17 protein-coding genes and 1 pseudogene are annotated in these 18,247 nt (G+C 70.1%); 5 read left to right on the top strand and 13 right to left on the bottom strand.

Features of this window, described 5'->3' with window-relative positions; genetic code table 11:
* Window positions 1-96 precede the first annotated feature (96 nt).
* The 3 genes from ACTMS2_RS02555 to ACTMS2_RS02565 all read right to left on the bottom strand — a co-directional run bounded on the left by ACTMS2_RS02555 (window position 97) and on the right by ACTMS2_RS02565 (window position 2,282).
* Complete coding sequence (locus ACTMS2_RS02555) at window positions 97-999, bottom strand: sulfurtransferase (protein ID WP_441173866.1); 903 nt, start codon at window positions 997-999, stop codon at window positions 97-99.
* Window positions 1,000-1,064: 65 nt separating this feature from the next.
* Window positions 1,065-1,511: an imidazolonepropionase-like domain-containing protein gene (locus tag ACTMS2_RS02560; RefSeq protein WP_441173867.1), complete on the bottom strand. Its 447-nt coding sequence runs from the start codon at window positions 1,509-1,511 to the stop codon at window positions 1,065-1,067.
* 3 nt (window positions 1,512-1,514) lie between these two features.
* Window positions 1,515-2,282: an SGNH/GDSL hydrolase family protein gene (locus ACTMS2_RS02565; protein WP_441173868.1), complete on the bottom strand. Its 768-nt coding sequence runs from the start codon at window positions 2,280-2,282 to the stop codon at window positions 1,515-1,517.
* 412 nt (window positions 2,283-2,694) lie between these two features.
* On the opposite strand from ACTMS2_RS02565, the gene ACTMS2_RS02570 reads away from it, so the two are divergent.
* The 5 genes and pseudogenes from ACTMS2_RS02570 to ACTMS2_RS02590 all read left to right on the top strand — a co-directional run.
* Window positions 2,695-3,066, top strand: coding sequence for a hypothetical protein (locus ACTMS2_RS02570; RefSeq protein WP_132235405.1), 372 nt, complete (start codon window positions 2,695-2,697; stop codon window positions 3,064-3,066).
* Window positions 3,063-3,569 carry a roadblock/LC7 domain-containing protein gene (locus ACTMS2_RS02575; protein ID WP_441173869.1) on the top strand — a complete coding sequence of 169 codons (507 nt, stop codon included), beginning with the start codon at window positions 3,063-3,065 and terminating at the stop codon, window positions 3,567-3,569. Before ACTMS2_RS02570 ends, ACTMS2_RS02575 begins: the two co-directional genes overlap by 4 nt.
* 438 nt (window positions 3,570-4,007) lie before the next feature.
* Window positions 4,008-5,111, top strand: a complete 1,104-nt coding sequence (gene tyrS, locus ACTMS2_RS02580) for a tyrosine--tRNA ligase (protein WP_441173870.1) — start codon at window positions 4,008-4,010, stop codon at window positions 5,109-5,111.
* 278 nt (window positions 5,112-5,389) lie between these two features.
* Window positions 5,390-6,553, top strand: a complete 1,164-nt coding sequence (locus ACTMS2_RS02585; RefSeq protein ID WP_441173872.1) for an ATP-grasp domain-containing protein — start codon at window positions 5,390-5,392, stop codon at window positions 6,551-6,553.
* A pseudogene (locus ACTMS2_RS02590) lies at window positions 6,550-7,572 on the top strand (MFS transporter); the annotation flags it as partial. The gene ACTMS2_RS02585 and the pseudogene ACTMS2_RS02590, both read left to right, overlap by 4 nt.
* Before the next feature lie 166 nt (window positions 7,573-7,738).
* On the opposite strand, the gene ACTMS2_RS02595 reads toward ACTMS2_RS02590, so the two are convergent.
* From ACTMS2_RS02595 to ACTMS2_RS02640, 10 genes are all read right to left on the bottom strand, one after another.
* Complete coding sequence (locus ACTMS2_RS02595; RefSeq protein ID WP_441173873.1) at window positions 7,739-8,815, bottom strand: GDSL-type esterase/lipase family protein; 1,077 nt, start codon at window positions 8,813-8,815, stop codon at window positions 7,739-7,741.
* Entirely contained in the window at window positions 8,812-9,825 is a 1,014-nt protein-coding gene (locus ACTMS2_RS02600; protein ID WP_441173874.1) for an LLM class flavin-dependent oxidoreductase, read from the bottom strand. Before ACTMS2_RS02600 ends, ACTMS2_RS02595 begins: the two co-directional genes overlap by 4 nt.
* 58 nt (window positions 9,826-9,883) lie before the next feature.
* Window positions 9,884-11,011, bottom strand: a complete 1,128-nt coding sequence (locus ACTMS2_RS02605; RefSeq protein ID WP_441173875.1) for a radical SAM protein — start codon at window positions 11,009-11,011, stop codon at window positions 9,884-9,886.
* The gene (locus ACTMS2_RS02610; protein WP_441173877.1) at window positions 10,900-12,234 is read right to left on the bottom strand and encodes an ATP-grasp domain-containing protein; all 1,335 of its coding nucleotides are present in this window, start codon (window positions 12,232-12,234) and stop codon (window positions 10,900-10,902) included. The genes ACTMS2_RS02605 and ACTMS2_RS02610 overlap by 112 nt, the downstream gene beginning before the upstream one ends.
* A complete protein-coding gene (locus ACTMS2_RS02615) occupies window positions 12,231-14,042 on the bottom strand; it encodes a M3 family metallopeptidase (RefSeq protein ID WP_441173878.1) in 1,812 nt (603 codons plus the stop codon). Before ACTMS2_RS02615 ends, ACTMS2_RS02610 begins: the two co-directional genes overlap by 4 nt.
* Complete coding sequence (locus ACTMS2_RS02620; protein WP_441173879.1) at window positions 14,039-14,599, bottom strand: HAD family hydrolase; 561 nt, start codon at window positions 14,597-14,599, stop codon at window positions 14,039-14,041. Before ACTMS2_RS02620 ends, ACTMS2_RS02615 begins: the two co-directional genes overlap by 4 nt.
* Complete coding sequence (locus ACTMS2_RS02625) at window positions 14,596-15,465, bottom strand: TauD/TfdA family dioxygenase (RefSeq protein ID WP_441173880.1); 870 nt, start codon at window positions 15,463-15,465, stop codon at window positions 14,596-14,598. Before ACTMS2_RS02625 ends, ACTMS2_RS02620 begins: the two co-directional genes overlap by 4 nt.
* Window positions 15,465-16,670 carry a DegT/DnrJ/EryC1/StrS family aminotransferase gene (locus tag ACTMS2_RS02630; RefSeq protein WP_441173881.1) on the bottom strand — a complete coding sequence of 402 codons (1,206 nt, stop codon included), beginning with the start codon at window positions 16,668-16,670 and terminating at the stop codon, window positions 15,465-15,467. The genes ACTMS2_RS02625 and ACTMS2_RS02630 overlap by 1 nt, the downstream gene beginning before the upstream one ends.
* A complete protein-coding gene (locus ACTMS2_RS02635) occupies window positions 16,667-17,806 on the bottom strand; it encodes an NAD-dependent epimerase/dehydratase family protein (RefSeq protein WP_441173882.1) in 1,140 nt (379 codons plus the stop codon). Before ACTMS2_RS02635 ends, ACTMS2_RS02630 begins: the two co-directional genes overlap by 4 nt.
* 105 nt (window positions 17,807-17,911) lie before the next feature.
* Complete coding sequence (locus ACTMS2_RS02640; protein WP_441173883.1) at window positions 17,912-18,157, bottom strand: hypothetical protein; 246 nt, start codon at window positions 18,155-18,157, stop codon at window positions 17,912-17,914.
* Window positions 18,158-18,247 lie beyond the last annotated feature (90 nt).

An 18,247-nucleotide genomic window follows, 5' to 3' on the forward strand; every position in this document is an offset into this window, starting at 1 on the left:
CGCCGGGCCGGGAGGTCGACGACGGTCCTGCCGTCGTACGACAGCGGGGTCGGTCCCCGCGCGACCGCGACGGGCGCGCGGGGACCGGCCGACGCGTCAGCCCGCCAGGCCGCCGGGCTGGTCGCCCTTCACGACGGGGGCCCGGACCAGGTTGCCCCACTCGGTCCACGAGCCGTCGTAGTTGCGCACCTGCGGGTAGCCCAGCAGGTGCCGCAGCACGAACCAGGTGTGGCTCGACCGCTCGCCGATGCGGCAGTAGGCCACGATGTCGTCGTCCGGGCTCAGCCCGAGCTGGTCGGCGTAGATCGCGCGCAGCTCGTCCGCCGACTTGAACGTGCCGTCGTCGTTGGCGGCGGACTTCCACGGCTTGCTGACCGCCCCCGGGATGTGCCCGCCGCGCAGCGCGCCCTCCTGCGGGTAGTCCGGCATGTGCAGCATCTCGCCGGTGTACTCGCCCGGCGACCGGACGTCGACCAGCGGGCGGCCCGCCGCCACGTGCGCCATGACCTGCTCGCGGTACGCCCGCACCGGCGCGTCGTTGCGCTGCGGCACCGGATAGTCGGCGTGCGGCCGGGCCGGCTTGTCGCGGGTCAGCTCGCGCCCCTCGGCGACCCACTTCTGCCGCCCGCCGTCGAGCAGCCGCACGTCCGGGTGGCCGAAGAGGGTGAACACCCACAGGGCGTACGCGGCCCACCAGTTGAAGTTGTCGCCGTAGAAGACGACCGTGTCGCCCCGGCCGATGCCCTTGGCGGCGCACAGCTCGGCGAAGCTCTTCGCGTCGAGGTAGTCGCGGGTGACCTGGTCGTTCAGCTCGGTGTGCCAGTCCACCTTCACGGCACCCGGGATGTGGCCGGTGTCGTAGAGCAGCACGTCCTCGTCGCACTCGACCACGACGAGGCCCTCGTCGCCCAAATGCTCGGCCAACCATTCGGTGGTGACCAACCGCTGCGGGTCCGCGTACGACTGGAGTCGGGGATCGGGATCGCTCGGCACAGACATGATCCCCAAGGTACGCCGCATCGCGGGCCGGCGGCCGGTCATCGGCAAGCGGCGTCGCCCGACGGTCAGGCGCGGCGGTGGGCGATCCGGCCGGCGACCACGGTCACCAGGCAGGCGCCGTCGGCGTCGACGACCGCCAGGTCGGCGCGCCCGCCGGGTGCCAGCGTCGGCGGTGCGGGGGCCGGCAGCACCAGGAGGTCGCTGCGCTCCACGGCGGCCCGCAGCGCCGGATCGGTCAGGTGACCGGCCAACACGGCGGTCACCCCGACGCGCAGCAGCGCGTGCACCCGCTCGCGGGGAGTGTCGGCGACCGGCAGCGGCCCGTCGTGCAGCAGCCCCGGCCCGAGCGTGCCGGGCCAGCGGCGGATCCGGGCTTCGGCGTACGCCTCGGTCAGCTCGGCCAGCGGGCCGACCGCGACGATCCGGTCGGCCCGGACCGCGACGGCGGCCCCGGCGACGGGTGCGGCGTCGGGCGCGGTCCGCAGCAGCGGCGCGGCGTGCAGGGTGAGCACGACTCAGTCGGCGATCGGGTCGAGCGACGGGCGCTTGGCGGTGACCGTGTCGCCGGAGGAGCGGCCGGTGAGGCGGCGCTTGATCCACGGCGCCAGGTGCCGCCCCGCCCAGCGCAGGTCGGCGGCGCGGGCGGCCAGCCAGGGCGTGGGCGCCGGATGCGGCGGCACCATCAGCCAATCCTCGTCGCAGCCGACGCCCAGCGCGGTGAGCACCTGCGCGGCGACCCGACGGTGCCCGACCTCCGACAGGTGCAGCCGGTCGGTGCTCCAGAGCATCGGGTTCAGGTACGCGTCGTCGGCGTACAGGTCGACCAGGATCGCGCCGTGGCGCTCGGCGGTCTCGCCGACGGCCCGGTTGAGCAGCTGCACCCGGGGCGCGACGAGCCGCTGACCGGGCAGCCGGGCCATCACGTCGGCGAACCGGAAGAGGACCACGTCGGCGCCGCCGGAGCGCAGCCTGCGCACCACGTCGTCGAAGCGGGTCACCAGGGCGTCCGGGTCGAACGTGCGGCGCAGCACGTCGTTGCCGCCGGCGGCGAAGCTGATCAGGTCGGGCTTCATGGCGAGCGCCGCCGGCACCTGCTCGGCCACCACGCCGGGGAAGAGCCGGCCCCGGATGGCCAGGTTCGCGTAGCGGAAGTCGGGGCCGGTCTCGGCGGCCAGCCGGGTGGCCACCAGGTCCGCCCAGCCCCGGTAGCTGCCGTCCGGGTACGCGTCGTCCATGCCCTCGGTGAAGCTGTCCCCGACCGCCACGTAACTGCGCCAGCGCACCTGATCATCCCTCCGACGTGCGGCGGGGAAGGGCGCCTCGTCATCACTTCCGGTGGAGGAAGGGGCCCTTCCCGACGCGGGACAGTCTTCACCAGGAGGGCCGGTGCCGGGGGGCACCGACGGACAAACGTGGCGGAGGTCATCGTGGAGGGCGGGGCCTGATCTTCGCTCCGCTCGGGATCATGGAGTTCGATGGCGCTGTCGGCCATCCGTCGGAGCGTTCCATTTGCGGGAACTGCCGGCCGGCCGGCACCGTCCGGTCAGGTGGATGGGGGCGCCAGCAGGTGCGCCGCGGTCCCCGGTGTGCGAGCCTCGTCCAAGCCCTTTTTACGAGGTCACACCACTTGTCACCGCCGGATCACCCTCTGCACCGCAGACGGCGACGCCGCCCGTACGTCCTGGGAGAAACACCGTGCCGAACCTCGACCTGGCACTGAAGACCGCGATGAGCATCGACGGCGCGATCGGCGCCGCACTCGTCGACTACAACAGCGGGATGACCCTCGGCGTGGCAGGCGGAACCGGGGAGATCGACCTGACCGTCGCCGCCGCCGGCAACACCGATGTCGTCCGCGCCAAGCTGCGCACCATCGAGATGCTCAACCTGAACGACGAGATCGAGGACATCCTCATCACCCTCGGCACCCAGTACCACCTGATCCGCCCGGTGACCAGCCGCACCGGCAAGGGGCTCTTCCTCTACCTGATGGTGAGCAAGAGCCGCGCCAACCTGGCGATGGCACGCCACCAGCTGCGCAGCATCGAGGAGAGCCTGGAGCTGTGAGCGGGATCGACGACACCGAGACTCCCCTGCCGCGCCGTACCGCACGCGGCACGGGAACCCTCCCGCCGCCTCGACCGTTGCCCCCGTCGCTCGCCGGGAGCGCGTCGCTGCCGTACCCGGCGATCGGGCACGAGCTGTCGGAGCTGCGACTACAGATCCCGGGGGTGCACGGCTGCGTCCTCGGCGGCGTGGACGGTCTGCTCATCACCCACAACCTGCAGACCGACGTCGACCCGAGCGACCTGGCGGCGCTCGCCGCCACCACGTACGGGCTGGGCCGACAGGTCGGGCTCCGGCTGGGGCAGGGCGACTTCCAGCAGTCCACCGTCCGCAACGCCAGCGGCTACCTGAGCGTCTACGCGGTCAGCTCGCAGGCGCTGCTCGCCGTGGTCGGTGAGGACACCATCAACGTGGCCCGGCTGCACCTGCACGCCCCGGCGGTGGCCAGGCGGCTCGCCGCCCTGCTGGATCAGGTCACGTCCCCCGCTGGCGACAGGTCTTGACGGTCAGCGGTTGTTCCCGATCGCGGTGGCATTCCGCCGCCGGAGACGGGCAACCGCTGAGCCGGCTGGACGGAACGTAGTCACCACGGCCCAAGTGCCCGGGATCAGGGGAGGGGTCGGCATGATCTGTGCGAGTACCGCCGCGCCGATCACATTCACCGACGCCGCTTACGGCATGGCCACCTTTACCGCACCGCTTCGGCCGGACCGACGCCAGCACCGGTGGCCGTCAACGCCCGGGCCGGGCCGCGAGACATCCATTAGGATGTCGACGGCCCACGGACACGGAACCGTCCATGGCGTCGGCGCTGTCGATTCCGCCTGGAGGGCGCGATGCGGTACTCACCCCCGGCTCTAGCTCCACAACTCCGTGACGATGTCCGGGCACAGGCCGCCTATCTCCTGGCGGACGGATTCACCGAGCTTCCCGAGGGTGGATTGGAGAGCAAGCTCGCCAGGGGCGTGCCCCTGCGGGTGAAGTTCGGCGTCGACCCGACCGCCGTCTCGGTCACCTGGGGCTGGTCGGTCCCGCTGCGCCGGCTACGCCGGTTCCAGGAATTGGGCCACACGGCGGTCTTGGTGATCGGGGATTTCACCGCCCAGGTGGGCGACCCGTCCGGCAAGTCGGCCACCCGTCGCCGGCTCTCCGCCGACGAGGTGGAGACCTACGTCGCCGCCTGCACGGACGCGTTGCTCCGAATCCTCGACCCGGAACGGCTGGAGATCCGGCGCAATTCGGAGTGGTTGGGCGCCATGCAGATGCCGGACGTGCTCGAACTCGCCGCCAGCGTCACCGTCGCGCAACTGCTGGAACGGGCCGATTTCCACAAGCGGTTCGTGGAACACCGCCCGATCTCGTTGATCGAATTCCTCTACCCGCTGTTGCAGGGCCACGACTCGGTCGCGGTCGAGGCGGATGTCGAGCTGGGCGGGATCGACCAGCAGTTCAACTTCGTCCTGGCCCGGTCCCTGCAACAACGCGCCGGTCAGGACCCGCAGTCCTGCGTGTGCGCTCCACTGCTGGTCGGCACCGACGGCGCGCGCAAGATGAGCCAGAGCTACGGCAACTACATCGGCGTCTCCGAACCGCCCCAGGAGATCTTCGGCAAGGCGATGTCGATCCCGGACAGTGCGATGCCGGACTACGTACGGCTGGCCCTCGATCTGCCGACGGCCGAGAAGAACCGGCTGCTGGAGGAGTTCGGCGGAGTCAAGCTCAAGCGGACCCTGGCCCGCTCCATGGTCGAGATGTTCCACGGCCCGGAAGCCGCCCAGCAGGCCGAGCAGGAGTTCGACCGCCGATTCGTACACCGCCAGGCGCCCGAGGACATCCCGGAGTCGAGCACCACGGAGGCGTACCTGCCGAAGATCCTCGTCGAACTGGGTTGGGCCACGTCGCAGAATGACGCGCGTCGCTCGATCAAGGGCAACGGGGTCCGGATCGACGGTACGACCGTGACCGACGAACAGCAGACTCTGCAACCGGGCACCTTCGTCCTGCAACTGGGCAAGCGCCGCTTCCATCGGATCACCGTCAAGTAGTCGCACCGCCCCGCGAGCCGGGGGCGGCGGAAGTCGTTCCGACGGCCCGCAGAGGCTCCGGACATTTGTCCTCATCAGGGTGCCGCCCGAACTGTTCGGTCAAGGACAGGTGGCATGACGGACTATCGGGACTCGGGTAGCGTGCTTGCGACGCGCACCGGCGTAGCGGGACGCAACATCTCACACGGGGGTGGATCATGCACGTCACACACGTCATGGTTGGCTTCAGCGGCCAGCTTCTCACCGATCTCGATCGACTGCTTCCCGCCAATTCGGTAATGGTCATCGAGGAACCGGAAATCAGCGCCATCCGCGATGTTCCCGCGCTCCTGGCGGGTCACCCGTGCGTGGCCTCGTTCGTCACCGCGCCCACCCAGGCGGAGGGCACCCCCGAACGGCTGGTCGAGGCGATCGAGCGACCGGCTCAGGTGTCCGCGGTGCTCCCGAGCACCGAGTACGGCGTCGTCGGGGCGAGCGCGTTGGCGCAGGCATGGGGTCTGCCCGGTGCCGGGCTCGCCGCCGCCACGGTGTTGCGGGACAAGGCCCGGCTGCGGACGGTGGCCGCCGGGGCGGGAATTCCTCAACCCGATTGGATCCTGGCGGACGGCCCGGAGGATCTGTCGGCGTTCCGTCAACGGCACGGTGGTCGGTGCGTGTTGAAGCCCACCACTCTCCAGGCGAGCATCGGCGTGCAGCGGCTTGCGGAGTCCGCCGACTCCGCGCAAGCCTGGGCGATCTCCGCCGGCGCGGACGAGGTGGAACGCCGCGCCCGGTACGCGGCCGGCGGACGGATCCTCGTCGAACGGTGGCTGACCGGCTCCGAGGTCAGCGTCGAGTGCCTGGTCCACGAGGGTCAGATCGGTTTCTTCAACGTCACCGCCAAGACCGTGCAGGACGGCCGGTTCCCCGTGGAGATGGCCCACGTCGCGCCCGCACCACTGCCGGCCGAACTCATCGATCGGCTACGGCTGAGCGTCGAGGAGCTGATCGGCGCGACGCAGTTCCGTACCGGGGTGTTGCATTCCGAGTGGATCATCGAAGCCGGGGTGCCGCATCTGGTCGAGTGCGCTGGCCGGCTTCCCGGTGACTACATCGATCAGCTGTTGGACTTCGCCTACGGTGGCAGCCTCGTCGCCCGGCTGCTGGAGGTGCTCGCCGGCGGCAAGACGGAGGCTCCCGCGGCGGAGCAGGGCGCGGCGGTCCGTTTCCTCGGCGCCTCGCCGGGTCGGGTCAGCGCCATCACCGGGGTCGACCAGGCCCGCGAGCGGCCGGGCGTGCTCCGCGTCGCGATGACGGTCGACGTCGGCGATGTCATCGCTCCCATCACCGACTCCAACAAGCGTTGCGGCTATGTGATCGCCCGCGGCGCCGACGGCGCGGCGGCCGCCGCCCTCGCCGACGAGGTGGCCCGGGGCATCCAGATCCAGGTAGAGGGCACATGAGCTTGGGGACCCGGCTACGTGCCAGTCTGCCGACCCAGCCTGCGGTCAGGCTCTTCACCCTGGCCTCGCTCCTGGACGCCGTCGGCACCGGCCTCTACATGGCGACCGCGGTCATCCTCTTCCTCCGCGTGCTCGAGCTGAGCCCGCAGCAGATCGGCCTCAGCTTCACCATCGCCGGGATCGTCCGCTTCGCCAGTGTCCCGCTCGGCGCGCTCGGCGACCGGTTGAGTGTCCGGACCGCCCTGATCGGGCTCTACACGTGGCGCGCCGGCTGTTTCGTCACGCTGGCCTTCGTCGACGGTTGGCTCGCCCTCACCCTGGTGCTGGCCGCCGCAGCCTTCGCGGAGGGCCCGTCCGGCCCGCTCACGCAGGCTGCGGTCGCCGGGCTCAGCAGCCCCGAGCAGCGGGTACAGGCGATGGCGGTGGTCCGCACGGTCCGCAACCTCGGCTTCGCGGTCGGCGGCGGGATCGGTGCGGCGCTGCTGATCGATCCGGGCCGGTTCGCGCTGGTGGCCGCGGTCCTCGGCAACGCGCTCACCTTCGTCGTGGCCGCCCTGTTGTTGCTTCGGATCGGTGCCTTCGGCGCCACCGCGCCGAAGTCGACCTCGGTCACCGCCGGCATCCGCCGGGCGGCGCGGAACGTCCGCTACATGGGACTGGCAGGGATCTGTGGTTTCCTCAGCATCCACATGACCCTGCTGGCGGTCGGCATACCCGTCTGGCTCGCGACCTCAGCGGCGGTGCCCACGTGGACCCTGCCGCTGCTGATCGTGCTGAACACCGTGCTGGCCATCCTGCTGCAGGTGCCGCTGACCAACATGACCGCCGGCCGGGGAGTCCTCTCGGTACGGCTCGCCGGAGCCGCACTGGCCGCCTGCTGTGTGCTGCTGGCCGTGGTGACCAAGGTGCCGACCCCGGTGGCGGTCGCCCTGGCGGTGGCCGGCATCGTGCTGCTGACCCTCGGCGAGATCTGGCACGCGACCGGCGAGTGGGAGTTGGCCTACGACGGCGCGCCGGAGGAACACCGCAGTTCCCACCTGGCCCTCTTCTCGCTCGGTACGGCCACTCAGGAGATGGTCGGCCCGATCATCCTGACCGGGATCGTGCTGACCGCCGGTGTCCCGGGCTGGCTCGGACTGGCCGCCCTGCTGCTGCTCGCCGGTCTGGCGTCCGGCTGGTTCCGGCTCACGCCGGGGTCGGGCCCGGCCGGTCGAACAGCCGAGACTCGCACTCCAGATAACGGCGAGCCAGTTCCCGGTGCCCCGCTGCGGACAGATGCAGACCATCCGGAAACAGTGCCGGGTCGTCCAGCAGGTCAGTTGTAGCCACCTGGTGCAGCGCCGCGTCACCTCGGCGGCGGCGCAGTTCGACGACCTGTGCCAACTGGGCACGGATCTCGGCCAGGGCCAGTCCGTGTTCCGGTTGGGTCGCCTCGTGGGCCGGGCTCAGGAGCGGGGGTACGACAACGACCGGAGCCGCCGGCTGGTGCAGCCGGATGCGGTCGAGGAAGCCGTGCACCGCCGGCGCGAACGTCCGGCCGGTGAACGAGCCGGCCAGGTGCACGTTGATGCCGATCTCCAGGGTTATCACCTCGACCGGGAGTTCCCCGATCGCGGCGGCCACCTGTGGGTCGAGATGCGCGCCGCCGTCGTAGCCGAGACAGTACGACCGTCGCCCGGCGGCTCTGGCGGCCAGCGCCGTCCATGTCCGGGCCGGGCTCAGCCCGACTCCGTGCGTGAGACTGCTGCCGTAGACGGCCCAGCCCGGCTGTCGGTCCGGCGGGAGTGGATCGACCCGCGCCCCCCGGTCCACCTCCACCGAGATGATCCGTAGGGCCGGGGCGGTCGGCAGCCACACCTCGAGGCCCGCCGTGGTCCCGTCGAGGCCGCCGAACTCGATCTCGCCGCTCGGCGGCATGGCGCGGGTCGTCCGAAGCTCGCCGTCGACGGCCAGGTCGCAGAGTGGAACCACTCGGGGATGCGGGCCGGGAACCGACTCGCTGGCGGCGAGCCGGAGCCGGAGCCGGGTGGTGTCGCAGCGCAGCCGCAGCCGCACTCCGGCGGGGCAGGCCCCGGGCCCGAGCAGGGACGGGTGGTAGAGGTCGAGGTCGCGGTGCTGGAGCCGCCATGGTTGCAGGCCCCCCGGACCGTGCCGGGTACTGACCGCGCCGACAATCTCCAGCCGGTCGTCGGTCAGAGCCAGCCGGCGCCACCCGCTGCCGGCCGATGGCGGCGGCTCCAGCCGCACCGCGCCGCCGGTCACGCGTCCGTCAGTGCCGGCAGCACCTCGGCAGCGAACAGGGTCAGGTTCTCCCTGGCCTCGTCGACCGGCATGCCGCCGTAGCTGAACTCACCGATGAACTGGCCGATGTCGAACCGCTCACCCAGGCGGGCGAGTTTGTCGACACACTCCTGCGGCGTGCCGACCACATGCTTGGCCATGAACTGCGAGACGGCGTCGGTCGTCTCCTCCGGATCCGGGTCGGCCGGGGACAGGATCTGGTGGGGGCGGGCCCGGTAGTGGCGGGCGAGTGACTCGACCATTGGCGTCATGTACCGGCGGGCCCGATCGAAGGCCCGCCGCCGATCCGTGTCCACGCAGACGTAGAGATGGGCGCTTGACGGTCCGGGCTGGTGCCCGTTGGTCGCCGCGGCATCCCGGTACGCCCGCAGCAACCCGTCGGTGAATTCCTCGTCGGTCTCCGGCGAGAAGATCAGACGGAGTCCGGCGGCACCGACCAGGGTCGCCGACGCGGAGCTGTGCGCGGCACCGTGGAAGCCGCGCTCGGGCTGGTGCAGCGGCCGGGGCCGGATGGACAGCCCGGCGCAGTGGTAGAACTTCCCGGCATAGTGCAACGGGTCCTCGGTGAGGGCGCGTCGCAGGAAGTCGATGCCCTCGGCCAGCCGGGCATGTCCTTCCTGTGGATCCACCCCGAACCCCGCGTACTCGATCTCACTGCGGCCACGACCGAATCCGATGGTCGTCCGGCCGCCGGAGAGGATGTCCAGGACGCTGATCTCCTCCGCCACCCGCAGCGGGTCGTGCCAGGGTAGGACGAGGATCGCCGTACCGAGTTCGATCCGGGTGGTGCGGGCGGCGACGTACGCCAGCAACTGCAGCGGGTTCGGCACCGGTGAGTGGCCGGTGAAGTGGTGTTCCACGGTCCAGATCGAGTGGAAGCCCAGTGGCTCGGCCAGATCTGCCAGGGCCAGCGAGTCCCGGTAGACCTCGTGATCGGGGCGGTTGCCGGGGTTCATCAACGCCAGACCCATGCCCAGCCTCATAACTGGCCTCCCAGTGTCGCGATAGGTGGAGATGGAGAGTAGGTGGTCACCCGGCCGACTGACCGGCCGGCCGGGAGCCGGCGGCGGCGACCTCGGCGAGCAGGCGGGATCGGATGTGCAGGATCAGGCGCTGGAGCGCGGAGCAGTAGACGCTCGGATTGTCGAGCCCCTGACTCTCGGAGTACCGGTGCGAGACGTGCCCGCCCCGACAGACCTTGACCAGGGCGCAGGCACGGCAGGTGGGACCGAGTCGGGCGATCTCGGCCCGTAGCGGCAACAGCCGCTGGTCGGCCGCCACCACGTCGAGGTCGTCCCGGGCGATGTCGTAACCCAGTTTGGACGCGCCGTCGAAGGCCGTCTTGAGCGTGTCGTCCAACTCCAGCGTGCCGTCGGTCTCCATGACCAGGTACTGGCGGTCGGAGTCGCCGGCGCCGTGCCCCAGCAGTGCCAGCATGATGTCGTCGAAGATGCGTACCCGCATCGGCTCGGCCAGCGACATGACGTGGTCGTAGCAGGCACGTAGCCAGTCGGCGTACTCGTCGACACCACGCACGGGCGGGTTGTCGTGGTTGTTCAGCGGTAGCAGGAAGTCGACCATCGGCGGGCGGAAGGTGGCCAGGTAGTCCACCACCGCACGCGGGTCGGAGGTCGGGTCCACGACGCAGAGGATGCCGGCGAAGATCCGGTCGTACGGCGGCGCCGAGATCTCCTTGAGCTTCTCCGCGACCCGCGCGCCGGTCGGCTGCCCGCGCAGGTCGAGGCGGTACCGATCGTTGATCTCGGGAGGCCCGTCGAGGCTGACGTACAGGGCGATGCCGCGCTCGATCAGCAGGTCGCCGATCGCCGGCTCGAACAGCAACGCGTTCGTCTGCGCCGCTGTGCTGACCGCGACTCCGCTGCCGGCGAAGCTCTCGGTGATGGCCGAGTGGATCAGCTCCAGGTGTCGGCGGCCACCGAGGAACGGCTCGCCGCCGTGGAAGTTGATGTCCACGCGATCCAAGCCGTGCTGTACGGCGTGGTCGCGGATCCGCACCGCCGCGGTCCGGGCGACCTCCTCGCTCATCAGCCGAGGCTGTTGCCGCCAGGACTCGTCGCCGAGGTTGTAGACGTAGCAGTAGGTGCAATTGAGATTGCACCTACTGGCGATCTTCCAGACGTAGGTGTCAAAAGGCATGGTTCTCCTCCCGGCTTCCGCAGGACGAGGGTGATTGCGGACAGGGATTCGTCTATCGCCCGTGCTACCTCGGGGATGCGATCACCCGCACAGGCCACCAACGCGGCCCGGCCGCCGACCTGCGCGGACGGCAACAACCATTGCCCGGGCTCGGCCAACGGGTCGAGGCGCATCACCTCGCGGGGCAACCGTTCCTCGTCGACCACCAGGGCTTCGAATTCGCCCGGCTGGTCCGGATAGACGAACCGGACGGCGGCCGCGCCAAGGCTCCGCGAGGTCAGGTCGGGCCGCCGGCCGAGTGCCACCTCGGCCACGATCACCGCTGGTCGCAGGCCGGTGGCGAGCCCACCCAACTGGGGAATCAGGTCACCGCCCAGCCGCGAGTTGATCTCTACCAGTTCTGGGCCGTTCCGGGTCAGCCGCCACTCGGTGTGGGTCCACCCCTGATCGAAGCCCACTCCGGCGTGCACGTCGCGCAGCCGGCTCAAGAGTTGTTCGTCGCGAAGCAGGGCGTCCCCCGCCTCCACCCAGTGCCCGGTCTCCTCGAAGAAAGGCGGAGGCCCCAGCTCCTTGTGGGCGACGAACAACGGATGTACGACTCCGTCGAAGCACACGCTGTCCACGCTGATCTCGGGACCGTCCAGGTAGGTCTCCAGGACCAACGGCTCGGCCAGGTCGACCCGGACTCCAGGCAACCGCGCGCCGAGCACGTCCGGAAAGACGCGAACCAACTCGTCGGGAGAGCGGACCAGCATCGGACCGACGCTGCCGGCCAGTGCCCGCGGTTTGAGCACCGCCGGATACCCGGTCTGCGACGCTGCCGCCAGCGCCTGGTCGATGCCGGACACCGGCACCGACGCCGGCATCGGCATGCCGTACTCGGACAGCGCCCGCCGGGTCAGATACTTGTCACGGCACACTCTCACCGCCTCCGGGCTGGGACCCGGCAGGCCGAGCGCCCGGGCGGCCCGGGCGGTGGGGTACGCGCTCAGCTCGTCCCAGCTGATCAACGCGTCGACCCCGGCCGCGCCGGCGGCCCGAATCAGCTGCTCCTCGTCGTACGGATCGATGGTCGACTGACCGACCACGTAGCGATCCACCCAGTTCCGCCGCTGGTCGTCGAACGCCCAGACGTCGAACTCCCCCGCCAACGACCTGAGCAGGTACTCCCGCTGAGCCTGCCCCATCGGGCTCACCACCCCGACCAGTGGGCGCGCGTTCATCCTCGATCAACCCCCGCGGTCAACGCCGACGGCGCGCTGCCGTCCTCGACCCGGCGCAGCCAATCGGTCAATTCGTCCAGTCCATCCGTCCAGCACTGTAGCGAATGGACACCCACACCGAGCTTGCGTAAAAGTTCGGGCACCGGAGCCGAACCGCCGGCCCGCAGCGCGTCGATCAGATCACCGGCGTGCCCCGCCGCCGAGAGGTGCCGGGCGGCCGAGAACGCGAGCAACTGCCCTCCGACGTAGCTGTACAGATAGCCGGGCGCATCGACGAAGTGCGGGATCAGCGCCCATCCGTGCCGGTACGTCCCGGGCAGGTCGACCGCGTCTCCGTACAGCTCGGAAAGGCATCCCGACCACATCCGATCGAGGCGGTCCGCGTCGAGTCGACCGTTCGCCCGCACCACCTCGTGCACCTGCTGCTCGAACCGCCAGAGCGCCCGTAGCCGGAAGATCGTCGAGACCGCCCGGTCGAGCAGCCAGTTGGTGATCGCCCCCGACTGGCCCGGTGCCGCACCGCTGCGCACCGCGTACTGGACGACGACGGTTTCCGCCAACAGGGCGATCGTCTCGGCGAAGAGTTCCGGCACCTGGTAGTGATGGATTCCGGCCGCTCGGGCGAGCATGCCGTGCACCCCGTGACCGAGTTCGTGCGCCAGGGTGACCAGATCCTCGACACCGCCGTGCCAGCTCAGCATCACGTACGGGTGCACGGACGGCACGGTGAAGGCGCAGTGGCCGCCGGACCGCCGGCCGTCCTCGGCGCCCACGTCGATCCAGCCCTGCTCGAAGAAGTCGGCGGCGGTACGCCCCAGGAGGGGATCGAGGTCCCCGAAGGCGGCGAGCACCAGGTCCCGGCCGCTGGCCCAGCTCAGCGGTTCCCCGGCGGACGGACCGACCGGCGCCGACCGGTCGTACTCGGTGAGCCGGTCGACGCCGATCAGCCGCGCCCTGTGCCGGTACCAGCGCCGAGCCACGTCGTAGCGCGCGTCGACCGCCCGGCCCAGGGCGTCGACGGCGCTGTCCGGCAGGTCGTTGGCGCTGTTCCGGGCGCTCAACCAGTGTCCGCGCCGGCGCAACCGGTCACTGGCCGCCGCGTGCCGTACCACCGCCGTGAGCACCGTGGCCCGCACCTCGGCGGTGTCGGACAGGGCAGCGGAGATTGCCGTGCCGGCGGCGTGACGCCGGGACCTCAGGCCGGACGCGAGCTCGTTCTGCGCCGCGTCGATCGGTAGCTCCACTTCGCCGACCTCGACGCGCAGCGTGGACACGAGCTGGTGGTGCAGCTGGCGCATGGCGTCGATCCCGGACGAGGCCATTTCGGCCAGGACCCGCTCGGCCTCCTCCCCGAGCCGGGCACCCGCCTCGACCCGCAGCCTCCGCAGCAGTTCCCGGCAGCCGGCCAGCTCCGGCTCCGCCAACAACGACTCGGCCCGGTCCGCCGGCAGCCCGCACCACTCATGGTCGAAGAACGCCAACCGGGACTCGATCTCGCGCGCCCGGTCCTGGACGGCGGCGCATCGGGCCCGCGAACCGGCATCCGCCGGGGCCACCATCAGCGGTAGCTCGACCAGAGCGCGAGCCCGCCCGATCAGATCGTCCACCGTCGCCCGGTGGGCCATGAACCGGGCTATCCGCGTCGCGTCAGCCGTCCAGTCCTGGTCCGGTCTGGCAACCAACTCCGCCGCGTGCCCGCTGGCCCGGTCCAGCAGGTCGTCCGGTCCCATCCGGTGCTCGCCCACCAGGGTCAGGTCCGTCAGATCCCAGTGGAGCGGGCCGTCGGCCGCGTCGTCCACCTCGCTCATCGGCAAGCCTCGGGCAACGGCGAGCCGACCAGCTGGAACGACACGCCGGCAGCCCGGGCCGCCTCGGCGTCGCACGCGGAGTCGCCGACGAACAACGCGGCGGGGACCGGGGTGTCCAGCAGCCGGCAGGCCAGCAGCAACCCTTCGGGGTGCGGCTTGGGTTGCTGGACGTCATCGACGGTGACCACGACGTCGGGCGTCAGCGCGCACCGCCGCAGTGCGAGATCGGTGAACGCCCGCGAGGAGTTGGTCACCACCGCGACCCGACCCCCCTGGCGTTGGATGGAGCGGGCCCGGTCGACCGTCTCCGCACGCGGGGCGATTGATCCGGCGTACGCCGTCATCCGCGCGTCGTAGTGCCGGGTCACCTGCTCAACGGTCCAGTCGGGAAAGAACTCCGCCTGGTCCTCGCGCCCGCTCTGCCCCCAACTGCGGGCCAGGGCGTCGGCGTCGATCTCCCGATGGCCGGACGCCCTGGCGCAGTCGTTCATCAGCACCAGCCAGAACGCGAAGCTGTCCACCAGGACACCGTCGAGGTCGAAGATGACAGCCGTCACGAGAGCCACGCGGCATGGTCGTAACGGCTGTTCGACAACTCGTCGTTGAAGCAGCGGGTCCGCAACAGCAGCCGGCGGTCGTCCGTGAAATCGGTCCGCGCGTGCAGCATCTTCCGGTTCATCAGCACGAGCGCTTCCCCGGCCTCCAGCCGGTAGCGGTACGGGGTGGTGCCGGAGACCGCGTCGAACAGTGCTCCGATCGCCGCGCGCTGTTCCTTCGTCGGCGGCCTGCCGGAGACCTCGCCGGCATCCTGCAGCGAGCCGAGCCGGAACCGGATTCCGTCGCCCGGGAAGAGGATCGGCGCCCGGAGCACCCTCGGCGGATTGCGCAGTTTGCCGCCGAAGAGGAACTGGTCGCGGCCGAGTTCCTCGATCAGGGCGGCACCGCCGGCGGTGGCCCCGATCGTCCGCCGCAGCTCGTCCGCCGGCCAGAACAGGCTCTCCCCACCCTCCTCGGCCGGACGCACACACCACAACAGGACGACGTCCTCGGGCCTCGGCTTCGAGCTCTCGTCGGAGTGGGCCTCACACTCGCCGAGCGAGAAGGTCGGATCCGCGCTGCCCGGTTCGGTGGGCGCGACCATGTCGACGAACACGTTGCTGGTCTCGCTGAACCGGTTGCTGTCCGAGATCCGGCCGAACAGTCCGGTGAGCCGGCGGATGTAGGCACCCCGTTGCGGATCGTCGAGGGTTTCGAAGCCGGTGCCCCGCAGCACGAAGCCGAACGGCGTCCGGTCCAGGGCCGCCAGCCCCTCGCGCTCGGCCCGCCGGTAGTTCGCGGGCACCGTCCCACCGGCCTGGAAGATCTCGATGTCGTGGCGGTCGGCGGCCACGTCGACGATCGGTACCTCGCGGTTCTCCGGCATCACTGCCGCCGGAGGGTGGCCGCGACGTCGTCGATCGCCGTGGCGATCTGATCGACGTCGGACTTGGTGTAACGCTCGTTCCAGGGCAGCACCACCACGCTGGCCCGACCGGCCAGGGTGCCCGGGTACCGCTCCGGCGAGTAGTCCAGAGCCTCCGGTCGGGCCAGGGTGAACGGGTACCGGCTGGTGCCGAACGTCCGCTGATGGGCGATCACGCTCCAGGTCCAGGCTGGCCGCTGGTAGCCGGGTGCCGATCCGACACCCCGCTCGGCGAGTCCCGCGCCGAACGCCGCGCCGCCTCCGTCGAGCACCGCTGGGTCCACCTGGAGCGGGATCTTCCAGTACGAGTGCTGCGCCCCGGGCAGCGGGCCGGGCACCGAGACACCGGCGACCCCGTCCAGGGCCGCGACCAGGCGAGCGGCGTTCTCCCGACGTGCCCGGACCACCTCGGGCAGCTTCTCGAGCTGCGCGACCCCGACGGCACCCTGCAGCTCCGTCATCCGGTAGTTCATCGCCAGGAAGTGGTGCTCGGGCTCCGGATCGGAGTAGATGCGCGCCTTGTTCACGAACTGGTGGGCTCGGGCGACGAGCTGCGCGTCGGCACCGCACACCAGACCACCCTCGCCGGTGGTGATGTGCTTGGTCTGCTGCAGGCTGAAGCAGGCGAGGTCGCCGAGGGTGCCCACCGGCTGGCCCGCCGTCTCGGCGCCGAAGGCCTGGGCGCAGTCCTCCAGCACGTACAGGTTGTGCTGCCGGGCCACCGCGAGGATGCCGGAGACATCGGCCGGATTCCCGAAGAGGTGGGTCACGATCACCGCTCTGGTCTGCGGGGTGATCCGCGCCGCCACCGAGTCGGCGGTGATGTTGAGGGTGTACGGGTCGACGTCGGCGAAGACCGGGATGCATCCCTGCCACAGCACCGGCGCCACCCCGCCGACATCCGTCAACGGCGAGACGATGACCTCGTCTCCCGGTTCGAGATCGAGGGCCGCCACCGCCGTGTGTACCGCGGCGCTTCCCGAGTTGCAGGCGATCGCGCTGCGGCCATGGCCGAGCAGCTCGCCGAAGGCCTTCTCGAAACGGGCGGTCTGGGTGCCGCGCGTGGAGTTGAGCACGCCACTCGCGATGACCTCACCAAGCAGCGCCAGTTCCTCGGCGCCGAGCGTCCGACCGCTGGTGTCCTGGTCGGAGGGGAGCGAAGTCACCGTGCCTCCTCGGAACTGACCGCCGGACCGGTCGCCTCCGCCGGCGCCCCGGACGCGGCGGCCTGGACCACGTAGGTCTCGTGGTACGCCCGCATGGTCTCCTGCAGCGTCGTACGCAGGCTCTTGCGCGGGGTCCAGCCGAGCAGCGCCTTGGCCTTCTCGATGCTGGGCATACGACGGTCGCAGTCCTCGTAGCCCGCCCCGTAGAAGTCGGCCGCGGAGACGTCGTGGATGGGATGTTCGAGATACGTCTTGTCGTCGGTGATCTCGGCGTACACCGTCCGCATGAGTTCCGCCAGCTCGCGAACCGTCACCTCGTTGTCCGGATTGCCCACGTTGAAGAACTGGTTCTGGGAGCGTTCCGGCTGCTGCAGGACGGCCATGACAGCGTCCATGGCGTCGTCGATGGAGACGATCGTGCGACGCGCCCAGCCGCCGTCGACGAGTTGCAGCGGCTTGCGGTCGATCAGGGCCGCCATGAAGGAGGCCAACACCCGCGGCACGCCGTCACCGTCGTGGCCGGGGAGGTAGTCCATCCTGGGCCCGAAGAAGTTGAGCGGGCGGATGACGGTGAACGGCATCCCGCGCTCCCGGTGATACGCGTAGACCAGCCGCTCCACCACCTGCTTGGCGGCCGCGTACGTCCACCGTTGATTCCGGATCGGCCCCATGATGAGGGGAGTCTCGTCCTCCTTCAGGACGTACAGATCCGGATCGTCGAAGGACTCGTCGGGCAGGTAGCTCGAGATCGTCCGCCCATAGATCTCGCTGGTCGAGAAGTGGATCAGCCACTTCCGCTGCTCGGCGCACATCCGCAGGACCGGCTGGAGGTCGAAGAGGTTGGCGTCGAGGACGCGAAGCGGCTCGGTGTTGTATTCGGCGGGGTTGCAGATCGCTGCGAGATTGATCACCACGTCAGCGGACGCGACCTGTTCCTCGAGTCGCTGACGGGCGTACGTCGAGCCGATGTTCGACTCTTCGAAATTCAGCGCCGGATTACCCAGGTGATGCTCGATCTTCCGATGTTCGAGATCCCACCCGAAGATCTTGTTGCCCGGTTCTCTCAGAAGTCGATCCAGCAGATGACTACCTATATATCCGCCACATCCGAGAATCACGATGTTACCAATTGGCATGAGCGGACACCCCCTAGCCGAAAATGGTTCAGCAAAAGAAGATCTCAGGGTGGATGGGGTCGTAAACGAATCCATCCACCCTGAGATACGACGACCGAGCCGACGTTACGAGGACATCGTGTGCTCGGCGATCGAGCCCTTCGGCGGCGAGGTGTAGGTGCCACCGAGGTGGCTGGCCAGCCGATTGGTCACCGCGTGGTTGATGAGGTCCTTCAGGGAGTTGTTCTCCAGGCTGCTGATGTCGCTGATGCTGATTTCTTCGATGTCAGCAACAGTCAGCGCCTGAACTGCGTTGTACCACTCGTCGGGAGCCACTTTGGCTTCGATGTCTCGGACCACCTGAGGAAGCATGCCAGTCCCTTCGGGAGATCGGTTGGTTTCGACACGTTAACACCGGCCAAGGAAACGCGTCAATGCCACGTCTGCGAATCCCCACAGCTC

It is taken from the genome of Micromonospora sp. SD12 (assembly GCF_052068495.1).
Lineage (GTDB): Bacteria > Actinomycetota > Actinomycetes > Mycobacteriales > Micromonosporaceae > Micromonospora > Micromonospora echinofusca.